This is a genomic window from Candidatus Poriferisodalis sp., assembly GCF_965204195.1.
GTDB lineage: Bacteria > Actinomycetota > Acidimicrobiia > Acidimicrobiales > Poriferisodalaceae > Poriferisodalis.
The window spans coordinates 104,655-117,678 of record NZ_OZ241975.1 but is presented as its reverse complement, the minus strand read 5'-3'; the positions used below and the strand labels follow the sequence as shown (position 1 = coordinate 117,678).

15 protein-coding genes and 1 pseudogene are annotated in these 13,024 nt (G+C 67.4%); 5 read left to right on the top strand and 11 right to left on the bottom strand.

All coding sequences use genetic code 11. The annotated features are described in order from the left end of the window. Positions 1 to 87: 87 nt before the first annotated feature. From ACOGI8_RS00450 to ACOGI8_RS00400, 11 genes and pseudogenes are all read right to left on the bottom strand, one after another. Complete coding sequence (locus ACOGI8_RS00450; RefSeq protein WP_419854948.1) at positions 88 to 858, bottom strand: peptidoglycan-binding protein; 771 nt, start codon at positions 856 to 858, stop codon at positions 88 to 90. 9 nt (positions 859 to 867) lie between these two features. Beyond that, a pseudogene (locus tag ACOGI8_RS00445) lies at positions 868 to 1,035 on the bottom strand (peptidoglycan-binding domain-containing protein); the annotation flags it as partial. A gap of 14 nt (positions 1,036 to 1,049) precedes the next feature. Then, positions 1,050 to 1,373 carry a thioredoxin gene (gene trxA / locus ACOGI8_RS00440; RefSeq protein ID WP_419854947.1) on the bottom strand — a complete coding sequence of 108 codons (324 nt, stop codon included), beginning with the start codon at positions 1,371 to 1,373 and terminating at the stop codon, positions 1,050 to 1,052. 60 nt (positions 1,374 to 1,433) lie between these two features. Then, positions 1,434 to 2,405 carry a thioredoxin-disulfide reductase gene (gene trxB, locus ACOGI8_RS00435; RefSeq protein ID WP_419854946.1) on the bottom strand — a complete coding sequence of 324 codons (972 nt, stop codon included), beginning with the start codon at positions 2,403 to 2,405 and terminating at the stop codon, positions 1,434 to 1,436. Further along, positions 2,402 to 2,731, bottom strand: a complete 330-nt coding sequence (locus ACOGI8_RS00430; protein ID WP_419854945.1) for a hypothetical protein — start codon at positions 2,729 to 2,731, stop codon at positions 2,402 to 2,404. The genes trxB and ACOGI8_RS00430 overlap by 4 nt, the downstream gene beginning before the upstream one ends. A 99-nt stretch (positions 2,732 to 2,830) precedes the next feature. Next, complete coding sequence (locus ACOGI8_RS00425; RefSeq protein ID WP_419854944.1) at positions 2,831 to 4,336, bottom strand: hypothetical protein; 1,506 nt, start codon at positions 4,334 to 4,336, stop codon at positions 2,831 to 2,833. Then, on the bottom strand, positions 4,333 to 5,184 hold the full coding sequence (locus tag ACOGI8_RS00420; RefSeq protein WP_419854943.1) for a DegV family protein: 852 nt from the start codon (positions 5,182 to 5,184) through the stop codon (positions 4,333 to 4,335). Before ACOGI8_RS00420 ends, ACOGI8_RS00425 begins: the two co-directional genes overlap by 4 nt. Positions 5,185 to 5,190: 6 nt before the next feature. After that, complete coding sequence (gene murJ / locus ACOGI8_RS00415) at positions 5,191 to 6,969, bottom strand: murein biosynthesis integral membrane protein MurJ (protein WP_419854942.1); 1,779 nt, start codon at positions 6,967 to 6,969, stop codon at positions 5,191 to 5,193. A 23-nt stretch (positions 6,970 to 6,992) separates the two neighbouring features. Beyond that, positions 6,993 to 7,475 carry a CarD family transcriptional regulator gene (locus ACOGI8_RS00410; RefSeq protein ID WP_419854941.1) on the bottom strand — a complete coding sequence of 161 codons (483 nt, stop codon included), beginning with the start codon at positions 7,473 to 7,475 and terminating at the stop codon, positions 6,993 to 6,995. A gap of 98 nt (positions 7,476 to 7,573) precedes the next feature. Beyond that, positions 7,574 to 7,969 carry a DUF5318 family protein gene (locus ACOGI8_RS00405; RefSeq protein ID WP_419854940.1) on the bottom strand — a complete coding sequence of 132 codons (396 nt, stop codon included), beginning with the start codon at positions 7,967 to 7,969 and terminating at the stop codon, positions 7,574 to 7,576. A 40-nt stretch (positions 7,970 to 8,009) separates the two neighbouring features. Further along, complete coding sequence (locus ACOGI8_RS00400; RefSeq protein WP_419854939.1) at positions 8,010 to 9,488, bottom strand: CCA tRNA nucleotidyltransferase; 1,479 nt, start codon at positions 9,486 to 9,488, stop codon at positions 8,010 to 8,012. 52 nt (positions 9,489 to 9,540) lie between these two features. Between ACOGI8_RS00400 and ACOGI8_RS00395 the strand changes: the two genes are divergently transcribed. From ACOGI8_RS00395 to rplI, 5 genes are all read left to right on the top strand, one after another. Further along, the gene (locus tag ACOGI8_RS00395; protein WP_419854938.1) at positions 9,541 to 11,055 is read left to right on the top strand and encodes a transglycosylase domain-containing protein; all 1,515 of its coding nucleotides are present in this window, start codon (positions 9,541 to 9,543) and stop codon (positions 11,053 to 11,055) included. A 228-nt stretch (positions 11,056 to 11,283) separates the two neighbouring features. Continuing rightward, positions 11,284 to 11,619 carry a 30S ribosomal protein S6 gene (gene rpsF, locus ACOGI8_RS00390; RefSeq protein ID WP_419854937.1) on the top strand — a complete coding sequence of 112 codons (336 nt, stop codon included), beginning with the start codon at positions 11,284 to 11,286 and terminating at the stop codon, positions 11,617 to 11,619. A gap of 11 nt (positions 11,620 to 11,630) precedes the next feature. After that, complete coding sequence (gene ssb, locus ACOGI8_RS00385) at positions 11,631 to 12,092, top strand: single-stranded DNA-binding protein (RefSeq protein WP_419854936.1); 462 nt, start codon at positions 11,631 to 11,633, stop codon at positions 12,090 to 12,092. Continuing rightward, positions 12,092 to 12,538: a 30S ribosomal protein S18 gene (gene rpsR, locus ACOGI8_RS00380; RefSeq protein ID WP_419854935.1), complete on the top strand. Its 447-nt coding sequence runs from the start codon at positions 12,092 to 12,094 to the stop codon at positions 12,536 to 12,538. The genes ssb and rpsR overlap by 1 nt, the downstream gene beginning before the upstream one ends. After that, complete coding sequence (gene rplI / locus ACOGI8_RS00375; RefSeq protein ID WP_419854934.1) at positions 12,535 to 12,984, top strand: 50S ribosomal protein L9; 450 nt, start codon at positions 12,535 to 12,537, stop codon at positions 12,982 to 12,984. Before rpsR ends, rplI begins: the two co-directional genes overlap by 4 nt. Positions 12,985 to 13,024 lie beyond the last annotated feature (40 nt).

Below are 13,024 nucleotides of genomic sequence, written 5' to 3'. Positions count from 1 at the left end.
GGCGCCAAGATTCGCAGCCTCAATCTGAACATGTTGTCCACTAACTGTGGACAACATGGGGAGAACGTTGCGCCGTTCCCTGGCCAGTCAGGCAGCGGGCTGATCAGCGAGCAGATCGCGGGTCGATTGGGCAACGATGTCGGCCACTTCCCGGTTACGTTCAAGCAGAGCGTCGATGCGTTCGAACCTGCACAGCACGGCGGGCATGGCACTCTCACGCAGCATCGGGAGCCCCATGCCGTTTGTTGCAATGGGGCCGAACATCGGTTCCAATCTGTCCGCGATGTCGGCGGCGAGCTTCTGGCCGGCGCGGCTCACGAAGTGACGACCTTGGAAATAGCTGACCGAAGGAGCGGTCGACTTCACCTCAAAGCCGATATAGACGGCTGCACCGAACCGGTTGACCTGCGCGGCCTGTGTTGACCAATCAGGATGGTGAACGGTCAGCACCTCGGCGCCGTCTCGCCCGATCTCGCGCCGTACCGACGCAGTAACGGGTTCGAGGCCGCCGGCTTCGCCCACTGCGATGCGCCGTCCGATCAACTGGCCGCCGGCAGACTCCAGTCGCTGCCGCTCGGTGATGTGGGCGACGACCGATGCGTCGCCGAGTGGTCGCACGAGCTGCTGCAGCGTCTGCAGGGTTCGGCCACCGCAGACGCCGTCACCGCCCAGGCTCATATTCGTCTGGAAATCGGCGAGCGCGGTGGCAGTCAGCGGGCCCCAGATCCCATCGATGCGCCCGACCGAGAAACCCAGCGTGCTGAGCATGCGCTGCACCTCGGCGACGTCATCGCCGCGCAGGTGTGGAGTGCGCAGGTACAGGAATCGGTCTCCCAGCCGCTGGCCCGCCTCGATCAACAGTCCCCATGTCTCGGGGCCGCAGATGCCGTCGACATCGATCGAGCGCTGCGCCTGGAATGCCTTGATGGACTCGGCGGTGGCCGAGTCAAAGATGCCGGTGATCGGGCCGTGCCAGTGACCGGTCGCGGTCAGCCGATGCTGCAGGTCTCGAACATGCGGACCTGCCGCGCCGATGCCGAACGGTCGGATCAGAGGAACTCGCCGATCTCAGCCAGCAGGGCGCTCTTGGGCTTGGCGCCGACGAGACGCTTGGCCGGCTCGCCGTCTCGGAACATGATGAGCGTCGGAATGCTCATCACCTGGTAGCGCATGGCCAAGTCGGGACTCTCGTCGACGTTGACCTTGGCGATGCGGATGTTGTCGTGCTCGGTGGCGATCTCCTCGAGAATGGGGGCGATCATCTTGCACGGTCCGCACCATTCGGCCCAGAAATCCACCAGCACAGGGCTGTCAGCACTGCCGACCGTCTCGTCGAACGTGCTGTCGTCCAAGGTGGAAATGCCTTCGGCCATCGCTGGCTCCTCATCTCGTCGTTGCCGCGAGGCTACCGCTGCGGTCTGGCCCGACGGCGCTCAGTGACCTCGGGCTTCGAGCCAGCGTTCGGCGTCGATGGCGGCTTGGCAGCCCGAGCCGGCGGCAGTCACTGCTTGGCGGTAGTAGTCGTCTTGCACGTCACCGCAGGCGAAGACGCCTTCGACGTTCGTGCGCGCGCTGCCAGCTTCGGTCACGAGATAACCGTTGGGCTTGCGGTCGAGCCAGTCCGCGAACAGCTCAGTGTTCGGCCGGTGCCCGATCGCGATGAACAGCCCTGAGATGTCAAGCGGCGCACGCTGCTTCGTCTGCGTGTCCTCGAGCATGACGCCCTCGAGGCGCTCGTCGCCCAGGATCTCCACCACCTGCCGGTTCCACAAGAACTCGATCCGCTCGTTGGCAAAGGCCCGATCCTGCATGATCTTCGAAGCGCGCAACTCGTCGCGTCGATGCACCACGTACACCTTTGCTGCGAAACGCGTCAGGAAGGTGGCCTCTTCGAGTGCACTGTCACCGCCGCCCACCACCGCGATCTCCTGACCCCGGAAGAAGAAACCGTCGCAGGTGGCACAGGTGGACACGCCGTGACCGATGAGACGCTCCTCATTGGGCAGTTCGAGCAGCAGACTCTGCGCTCCGGTGGACGCGATGACCGTGCGGCTGCGGTAACACGTGTCGCCGACCCATACAGAAAACGGTTGTTCGCTAAAATCGACCTGAGTGGCCTTCGCGGTAAGGAACTCGGCCCCGAAGCGTTCTGCTTGAGCTCGGAAGCTGGCCATCAAGTCAGGACCCAGGACGCCCTCTGGGAATCCGGGGTAGTTCTCGACATCAGTGGTCAGCATGAGCTGTCCGCCCGGCTGGTCGCTGGTGGACGACGGCTCACCCTCGATCACGAGCGGCCGCAAGTTCGCCCGAGCGGTGTAGATGGCAGCGGTAAGTCCAGCCGGGCCGCTCCCGACGATAATGACGTCGCGCGGAGCGGCGTCAGGAGATCCAGCGCTGCTGTTCATGTTCCTCGCGCCGCACGCGGTCGCCGCTTGGACCACGCCCATGCTCCGGCACCGCCGAATACGCCGGCAGCGATCAGGTGCGCAGACCACACGTCGCCCGGCACCGCGATATCGAGTGCCCTGATCGCCGCAATGGCCACCAGCACCACGACGCCGACCGCTGCGGTGACGATGACCAGGCCGTACACCAGCGCTCGCGCGGCCGTGATCAGCGGCCCGCTGGTCCGGGCGCGCACGGCGTCGACGGCATCGGTAAACCGAGCGACAGCTGCGTCGATGCTGTCGTCGGACGTCTCCCCGGAGCCCTTCGAGCGCTTCGAGATCATCGGCGGAAGCCTAGAGGCTGAGCCAGAGGCGAAGCCGTGGCCCGAGCGGCCCGTGAGCGCCAGCGAACAAGAGCGGAGAGAGAAGTGTTGCGGTCGCCGCTAGGGGGTGACGGCGTCGGTGCTGGGGGGTGCTTCGGCTCCGCTGATCGTGGTGGTGACTTCGATCCGCGAAACCGTGACCCGATGCCCGCCATTGGGCAACTCGTCACCGAGATCGGTGATCCATACGAGCAGGGCAGCGGCCTCGGCAGCGGGCACATCCAGCGCTGTCGAACCGGTGATGTCCTGCGCTGCCGCCACTGGGCTTCCCCAATCGATCAGCGTGCGATTGCGCTCGCTCGATGCGTAGAGCTCGAAGGACCACCCGACGGTGGGGGAGTCGATCACCAGGCGCTCTACCGAATGTGGCTCGTCGCCGTACAGCACGACGATGAGCCCGACGCCATCTTTGAGACCGCCGAAGTCGCGGGTGTTGTAGCGCGCCGTGCTCCACCCGGTGCTCGGATCGCCGTCGTTGATGAAGATGAGGCGCTCGGGGTGCTCGATCCGGTCGTCGCCTGCCGGATCGAAATCGGTGATGGACTCCAGCAGGATCGGTACGCGACGAACTTGGGTCGTCGTCGGTGCCGGCGGGGCTGTCGGCGTTGTCTGCGGCGCGACGGTCACGGCGGTCGCGGTCACGGTCGCCGACGGCGCCACCGTGACGATCGGCTGCGTACCGGCGACCGGGGCCGTAGTCAGAGGCGGCGGCGATGTATCCGGAGCAGGTTCGGACGGCTGCCCGATGACCACTGCGACCCCCACGAGCGTCGCGGCTGCGGCTACCAGAACGCCGACGGGTGCCAGCCAGTGCCGTTCGGCCTGCCACACCGACCTCCGATCGGCGCCGGTGCCGTCGGCCGCTGGCAGGTCGTCCACGACCGAACGCAGCGCGAGCAGCATCGATGGGACATCGGGCCACGGATCCGACGCGCTGATAGCCCGTGCCAGCACCGGGGCAACGACATCGGGCACGGCAGCGTCGAGTTCCCAGGTGCCATCGGGTCGCCGTTGAGGTGCCGCTCCGACGATGAGGCGGTGCGCGAGCACCGCGATCGAAGCCAGATCAGCGCGCCGTGTCGCGGGAATGGTCACGGCATCGTCTGTCGGCGGGCCGTTGAGAATGACCCATCCCACCTCGGCGCGCCACCCGATGTACTCGGCGTCGACGCCGCCGTGGGCGAAGCCCGCGCTGTGCAGAACAGCCAGCGCCTCGGTCACGGTGATGACAACGCGGATCGCTTCGGTCGCCGCGAGGCGTCTGGTGTCTCCATTGGGCGCCGCGAGGTCGTCAGTGAGCATCCTCGCGGGCAGTTGCTCGGTGACGATCGCAAAGTGGTCTGCTTCGTCGTAGGTGTCGAGGATGTGCAGCAAACCGTGGTGCTCCACACGCGCCAGTGCCTTGGCCTGCAGGCGCAGGCGGTGACCTATCTCGCTCTCGGCGGTTGCCCGGCGGATCGTGACCGGTCGATTGAGCGTGCGATCCAAGCCGGACCACGTTTCGACTGCGCCCGGCTGCAGCAGTTCGTGCCGCTCGTACCGTTCGTTCGAGCCGGTGTCGGTCACTCCTTCGTAATGAAGACCACGCCGATGGTGCCCACACCTGCGTGTGCTCCGACCACGGGACCGATCAGCATCACCCTGGGCTCAGTGTCGGTGAGCGGCGCGATCCGCGCCACAAAATCGTCGACGTCGTCACAGTCCGCATGCATCACCGCGATCACCGAGATGTTCGGGCCCTCTGTGGCCACCAGGTCGACCAGGTGCGCGAGTGCGCGAGTGCGTGTTCGCTGCTTGCCCGCTGGCTCGACGCGGCCGTCGGTGACGGTGATCAAGGGCTTGATCGACAGGACTGAGCCGAGCAGCGATTGCGCAGCGCCGATGCGGCCGCCCTTGCGCAGATTCTCCAATGTGTCCAGCGCGGCGTGAACGCGGACTCGCTGTGCTGACGCCCGTATGGCATCGGCAATCTGCGATCCATCGGCGCCGGTGGCGGCAAGTTCTGCGGCAGCGATGACCAGCAGCCCGAGACCGGCACTGACTGTTCGGCTGTCCACCACATGGCAGATGAGCCCGCTCGGCGGCTCCGATGCCGCCTGTTGCGCGGCTTCGATCGTTGCAGAGAGATCCCCGCTGAGCGTGATCACGACCACTTCGCTCGCGCCGGCGTCTGCAGCACGCTGGTATGCCTGCGCGAAGGCACCGGGGGAGGGCGCGGCGGTGGACGGAAGCTCGTCGCTGTTCCGGCAGCGCGTCCAGAACTCGGCCGTGCTGAGTTCCACGCGATCGGTGAACGACTGCATGCCGAACCGGATCTCCAACGGAACCACCGTGACGCCAAGGCCTGCGGCGACCTCTTCGCTGAGGTCGCAGGAACTGTCGGTGATGATGTGCACTGGGGCTTGCGCTGTCATTGCGGCTCAGCTTCCTTCGTTGTCGTCGGTGGAGGACTCGTCTGGCTCGGTGCGGGCGTCTGCGTGCGTCGTGTCGTGCGAGCGTTGCGCGCGCTTCGGTGCCACGCGGGACAGTTGCGAAGTTAGTGCTCGGGCCACGGGCAGTCGGAGCGCCAGCCCGCAGCCAAGGTGAAGCCCTGCCATGGTCACGCCGGCAACTGCGACTCGCAGCACGGAAGGCACTGGCGCCAGCACGAGCGTGACCCCCAGACCGACAACGAACGTCACGGCTGCTGGCACCAGATGACGCGCAATCGCGCCCCCGAACAGCCGCCCCGCCGGCCAGTCGGCCGCCGTTGGCATGCCAGCCCGAGCAGGACGGCGTTGCATGACCGCTCGACGCAGCAGCCCCAGTTCGACCCAGGCGCCCACCGCCGCACCGAGCGCCAGGCCTACCGCGCCCAGGCGGGCGGGCAGTGCGGCATCTGAGCGGATCCCCGAATCCAGCAGCGACCATGTCGACTCCAGCGAGAACAGATCGATGTCACCGAATCCGGTGAGAGCACCCTCGACCACGAGCACCCGGTCCAGCGGCAGCATCAGCGCCGCGCCGACAGCCAGTGAGACAGCCAGCCGGATCGCCGCGATGGTGGCCGCCGTGCGCGTGTCGCGCGCGGCGAACAGCACGTTCTGGCACAGCCTCGACGCCACGAGCGGCACCAGTCCGAGCGAGTAGGCACCGAGCACCAAGGCGATCAGGGTGATGTCATCGTCTGCGATCGCCGTGCGCAGCCCGGCGAGATTGAACACAGAATCGGTAAGCGGTCCGCCGGCGGCGAAGTAGATCGCCACTACGCCGGAGACGCCGAATGCCGTTGCGCACAGGCGTGCAGACGTGCGCTCCGCAATCGTGGCGGGTTCGCGGATCCGACTCAGCTCGGTCAGCTCGGCGGCGGCGATGCTGGTGCCGATCAGGCTCAGCGGCAGCAGGTACAGCGTCTGCGCAGCGGCCATCGCTGCTGCGGCTCCCACGCTGAGCAGTGAAGCCAGCGCGAGATCCAGGAAGGCAGAGATCTGCAGTACCCCGCGACCGGCCACCGCAGGCCCGAACCGCTTGATGACCCCGGCGGCGTGCGGCTCCCTCCAACCGAAGTTCAGGGAGATCCGCGGGTCGGCCCGCCAGACACCCCGCAACTGCACGAGCACCTGGGCCGCTGCGCCGGCAGTCACGCCCCAGGCCAATGCGGTCGCGCGGTCGGCGCCCGCCACCCCCCATGCGAGCACGCCGACCAACACGGCGATCTGGGTCGCGTTCCACACCACCGGCGCCACATAGGAGAGGAAGAAGCGCCGGTGGCTGTTGAGCACCCCGAGGCACCATGCACTGAGCACCGCCAACGCCGTGCCGCACACCGTGATGCGCACGAGCGTGACCGTGAGCTCGAAGCGCTCGCCCACAAACCCCCAGGCGATGAGCCGCACCAAGGGCCGTGCGGCAAAAATGCTGATCAGCGCAGCGGCCGCAGTGATCGCGACCAGGAACGTGGCGATGGCGCCGGCCAATCGCCCCGCCGCTCGCTCGTCGCGCTCGGTCAGCGAGCTGTAGGCGGGAACGAATGCGCCCGACAGCGCGCCCTCGCCCAGCAGGTTCTGGAGGAAGTTCGGGATGCGCATCGCCGCGGCGAAGGCATCGCCGATAGTGCCGATCCCGAGAACGTTGGTGACGAGTGCTGTGCGAGCGAGGCCTGACAGGCGTGAGACGCCGATGCCGGCTGCTGCCGCCGCGGCGCCTTGCTGTCGGCGCATGGTGGCGCCCGATCGCTGCCCGCTCAGCCGGCGAGCCGCAATTCCACTTGTTGGCGGGCCTCGTCCTCGGTGACGTCCATGCTGATGGACAGTTCCGAGACGAGAATCTGGCGGGACTTCTCCAGCATCGACTTCTCGCCGGCCGAGAGACCCTTGGCGTTCTCGCGCAGTGCGAGGTTCCGGACTACTTCGGCAACTTGGTAGATGTCGCCGGACTTCAGCTTCTCCTGGTGATTCTTGAAGCGCCTGCTCCAGTTGGCTGGCTCGCGGACGTCCTTCTTGGCGAGCAGCTCGAAGAGATCCTCGACGTCATCGGTGTCGATCGGCGGCCGCATGCCGACCTCGTCGACCATGTCGGCGGGGACCTTCACGGTCAAGTCGCCGTGCGCGGTTTTCAGCACCAAGTACTCGCGGGCCTCGCCGAATTCGTCTCGCTCCTCCCGGGCCATGATCTCCGCTGCACCGTGGTGGGGGTAGATCACGCGGTCGCCAAGCTCAAACTTCATCGTCACCTACTGGAATTCTCGATCAGGATTCATCGGAGGATGCCAGAAACTCTCACTGCTGCCACCGGGTCGCCGCAGCTGCGGCCCCGTACGCCGGATCAACCGGCGCCGAGCGGGTACTTCCGGATGAGGTGATTCCAGCCGCACTCCGGGCACACCTCGAGCTCGTAGGCCATGAAGTTGCCGTTGCGCTGGGCGACACGCTGGAGTTCTGCGTCGGAGAGCACGCACTTGCCCCCGCTGCCCATGCGCGGGCCGAAGACGTAGCCGACGATGCGCAAGTCGCCGTCGGGGCACAGCCGGCAGCGTCGGCCGAGCGGCGGGGCGGCGTTGCGAGCGGCTCGCAGCAGGTCGGGGTGGGCGTCGCATGCCTCGGCACGTGACACCACGCCCGCTTCTACATCTGCGAGCAGGCGTCGCCGCCTGAGCCGGTAGTCAACCGATCCAGGTACCGCCGGGGCGGGCTCGGGTGCGATGCGAGGCTGGAGCGCCACGCGGCTCACGCTAGTGCGCTGGTTCAAACGCCCCCGGCCCCTAGTGCTCCCGGCCTTGGTTCCAGGCTGTGAGCAGTTGGCAAGCCTCGTCAGCATCCAATGGGCCGTGTTCGATCTGCTGGGCGCGTAGCCAGGCCAGGGCTTCGCCGATTGCTGGACCTGAGGTTCCGAGCACTTCCATGACGCGACGACCGTCGATCGGCAGATGCCGGAGACGGTCGCCCTCGGTTGCTCGAACCTCGGCAAGCTCCGCGACGAATGGGCCGTGGACGGCTTGGCCCCATGCAGTCAAGCTAGCGGCTGCGGCGTCCAGTTCCGGCTCGTGATTTGCGATCAGTTGCCGTGCGGTTGTTCGCCGAGCTGTGTCGTCGGTCGCTGCGCGCGTGGCGGCTGTCTCGAGTGCTCGCGTAGCTCGGAGGATCGCTGCAGCCTTCTTGCGGGTCGCGTTGTCGCAGCGCAGCGCGGACAGGCATCGGGTTGCGGCGTCTTCGTCGCACACGGGTCCGAGCAGGATGGCCCAGCGCAGTGCCACCCGGTCGCCGAGATGAGCAACGTCGTCCAGCGCGGCAGCTGGCAATGCGGCATCGGCATGCCGCCATGGCGGCAGAAGATCTGCCAGCAGGCCCGTGTCGTCCAAGAAACGGACACCGGCGGAGGGTTGAGGCAGTTCGAGCAGCTTCGTGAGTTCGGCCTCGATGCGTTCGCGCGACACGATGGCCAGCCGCGGGCGCGAGCTGCGCACCGCCGCGACGAGTTCCGGCGTAGCGAGGAGCGAGAGCTGCGCGCTGAACCGGGCCGCGCGCAGCATCCGCAGCGGGTCGTCGGCGAACAAGCCCTCCGGCGGCGATGGTGTGCGCAGAACACCGTCCGCCAGGTCCGTCAAGCCGTCGAAGGGGTCGAGCAGCGACCAATCGGGGAGTTCGATCGCCATGGCGTTGACGGTGAAGTCGCGCCGGCTCAGGTCCGTCGCGACATCGTCGGAGAAGCGCACATGCGGCTTGCGCGAGCCGCTGTCGTAGGACTCGGCCCGATGGGTGGTGATCTCCACGGTCGTGCTGCCTCGGCGAGCGCCGATGGTGCCGAAGCGCTTGCCCTGATCCCAGACGGTGTCTGCCCAGCTGGCTGCGAGTTCCGCTATCTGGTCGGGGACTGCGTCGGTCGTGACGTCGATGTCGCCGGTCAGTCCATGACCGAGCAGCGCGTCGCGGACGAGACCGCCGACCAGAAAGAACCGGTGTCCCGCGTCGGTGAACGCTGCTGCCAGCGGCTCAATTCGCTCCAGGAGTTTGCGCCGATCGTCGTCGCTCAGCACCTGTGTGCCCGGTTGTGGCTCCCGAGCCGGGGTCGATCCCGCAGGGTTCGATGTCACCGGGTCGAGCGTACAAATCGGTCGCAACAGCTGAGTCCCGGACCCGAGCGGCCAGCGAATTCGCGGTACTCTGCGCCGGATGCCCGCTCGCCAGCGCTGGGCTCGATGGCTCCTGTGGCTTGTGCTGGCGTTGGCGATTGCAGCAGGCACCGGAAGCCGGCTGCTGGACAGTCTCCCCTCGCCACCGCAGCACGCGACGGTAGTGCCGAGCGTGCTCTATGACCGCTACGGGACACCGATTGCCGAAATCGGCCCCAGCGTCCCGCACGCATCGCTGGGCCTGGAAGACATGGCACCTGCGCTGGTCGATGCCTTGGTTGCGGTGCTCGACCCGAGCTTCCTGGAGCGTGACGGCGTCGATGCCGGGGCGTACGCCGCGGCGCTGCGGCGACTCTGGGGAGAACCGGATCCAGAGAGCGACAGCATTATGCGTAGGTATCTCGACACCGTGCACGACCCTCACGACGGCGCTGCGAGCGAGGCGCGCCTGCTGCTGGCAGAGCTGAGGCTGGGTCGTCACCTCAGCCGGCCGGAGATTCTTGAGCGCTTCGCCAACATCGTGTACCTGGGTCGTGGCGCCTACGGAGTTCATGCCGCAGCCAACGCTTGGTACGGCATTCCCGCATCGAACCTCACCGTCACCCAGGCGGCCTACATCGCGTCGCTCGTCGACGATCCCTGGGGCGTCGATGCAGTGTCGGGTTCTGGCGACGACCGGTACCGGTCGGCCCGGCAAGATCGCGACCGGGTGCTGCTGACCATGTACGAGCACGGTCTGCTCACGGCCGACGAATTGGCGACGGGGCGATCCCAACCGGTCGCTGCCGGCATTCGTCCGGCGGCCGCTCTCGGTATCGGCGCGGCGGGCCAGGGCACCTCGGACCATGGCGCCCTGGATGCCGCGGCGGGCGGGTTCGTCCGGCTGCTCATCGCCGAGGCCGGCCTGACGGCCGCGGTTGGGCAGGCGTATGCCGAGCTCGTCGAGCGGTACGGCATTCATCGAGTGGTCACTGGTGGGCTGCACGTCACGACGAGCGTCGACGTGCCTGCCCAACGCGCCGCGGTACAGGCCATTCGTGCCCAGCTCGACAGCACCGCCGGCCTCGCAGTCGGCGCCGACGTTGCCGTGCTGGACCGCAGCGGCGATGTGCGCGTGCTCGTGAGTGCCGCCAAGGCCTCGACGGCCGGCAATGTCGAGTTCGAAGCCGCGTTGCGACAGCGGCCGCTCGGCGATCTGCTCGGTCCGGCAGCAGACGTCGCGGGGGAGTGGATCGTCGACGACGAGACGTCGGTCGGCACCATCCTGCAAGTTGGCGACGTGGCGCAGGTTGCAGCAGCGTTCAGCGTCGCCGCAACCGATGGGGAGCGGCGCACACCGCGGATCGTGCTCGAAGCAGGCGACAGGCCGCCGAGCCGATCGCTGCCCGACCGAGACACAGATCGATGGCCGATGCACCACGCCCAGGTCCCCGCAGCGACATCGATCACCGAGTTGCGTGCCGGCATGAACTCGCTCACGCTGCCGTCCGGCGTACCGGCGATCGGCCGCGCTGGAATCTCAACAGCGACCGGTGACGCATGGTTCGCCGGATGGACCACCCACTACACCGCCGCGGTACGGATCACCTCGACTCCGGCAGCGCCCGCGATCGACGTTGCGACGGCGACGGGTGAGCTGTTTGCGGCAGTGCTGGATCCCTTGCAGTACCCGCCCTAGAGCTGTCCGCGCGCGGTGACGCGCGAGTAATTCAGGGTGTGATCGATGAGCGCGGCGCCTAGCGTTGCGAGCGCACCACGGGCATTTGCGTGCCCGTCCAGCCACAGGCGTCTGCGACGCTTGCAGCAAGCCTGCTCATTGGGGCCGGGTTCGCAGGGTGGGTGCAAGAACATATCCCTGCCCCGCAAGGGGCCCCGCCCCGGCGGGTCCACAGGAGGTCGCCCCCAATTGCGCGCGTACGAGCTGATGGTCATCTGCGATGGTGACCTGGAGAACGCTGAAGCCCGCAAGGCCATGGATGAAGTCCAAGGCCGCATTTCAGAGATCGGCGAGGTGGCCTCGTTCGATTTCTGGGGTTTGCGTGACTTTGCGTACGAGATCAACCACAAGACACGCGGCTACTACTCGGTGATCGAGCTGCGGGCTGAGCCCGGAGCGATGGACCCGGTTGAGCGGTACCTGCGGATCGCGGACGACATCGTCCGCCACAAGCTCATCCGACTCCCCGACGACGAAGCGCAACGGCGCGGACTGTTCGACGAGGGGTCGACCAACAGCCACTAAGCGGAGGCGTCATGGCTGACAACACCATCACCGTGGTGGGCAATCTCACCCGCGATCCTGAACTTCGATTCACCCAGACCGGCCGCGCCCGGGCAGTGCTCGGCGTAGCCGTGAACCGGCGGTGGATGAACCGCCAGACGAACGACTGGGAGGAGCAAGTCAGCTTCTTCAACGTCGTCTGCTGGGCCGAACTTGCCGAGAACGTCAGCGAGTCGCTGGCCAAGGGCAACCGCGTGGTTGTCACCGGGCGGCTTGAGCAGCGCAGCTGGGAGACACCAGACGGCGACCAGCGCAGCGTTGTGGAGATCGTTGCCGACGAGATTGCGCCATCGCTGCGCTGGGCGACTGCCGAGATCACCCGGATCCCGCGAGGCCCGGCCGGCGACGGGGGCGGATCCCGCGAGCGCCGCGGCGGCGGCTGGGAGTCCGGCGACAGCGCACCACAACAGTCACCTGAGGAGGAACCGTTCTAATGCCACCACGCAAGCGAACCGGTCGGGCCCGTGCGAAAGACCTGCGGAGCCGTCCGCGTCGGCGCAAGGTCAGCCCGCTCACCACGGCTGGGGTGTCCTACGTCGACTACAAGGACGTCGAGCTGCTCAGGTCGTTTGTCTCCGAGCGAGCCAAGATTCGGGCCCAGCGTGTCTCGGGCAACAATCGCCAGCAGCAGCGCGAGGTGGCCCGGGCGATCAAGACCGCCCGCGAGATGGCGTTAATCGAATATGCGCGCCGGCCGATGACACAGCGACGGGGCGACAAGCGACGCGGCCAGCGACCGGGCGACGACCGCCGCCCGCCCGCTGATCGAGCGGGCGGGCCGCCGGGCGACGAGCAGGAACACCACGACGACGTGGTCGACGAGCACCTCGACGAGGTGGTTGCCCCAGCGCCTGCTGCGGTGGCGGGGGAGCAGGCATGAAGGTCGTGCTGCGCAGCGATGTCGACGGTGTCGGCACGGCCGGATCGGTGATCGACGTGGCCGACGGGTTCGCCCGGAATCACTTGATACCGCGAGGGCTGGCCCTGCGAGCGACGGACGGCACCGTGAGCCAGGCGGCGGCCATGGCCCGGGCGCGATCTGCGCGTGATCTGCGCGAGCGCGAAACAGCCGAGCGTGTCGCCAGGGAACTGGTCGCGGACGGTGTGACCATTGCTGCCCGGGCTGGCTCGGGGACGCATCTCTACGGATCGGTCACGACAGCGGAGATCGCTGCGGCGATGACAGCCCGGACAGGCGCCGAGGTCGACCGGCGCAAGCTGACGATCGAAGCGCCGATCCGGACCATCGGCACGCACGAGGTCTCGGCACAGCTGCACCCCGAGGTGTCATTCACCTTCAACGTCGAGGTCGTCGCGCTGAGCTAGAGCCGCGGCTGCGGATGGGGCCTGTCGCGGGTTCGCGTCA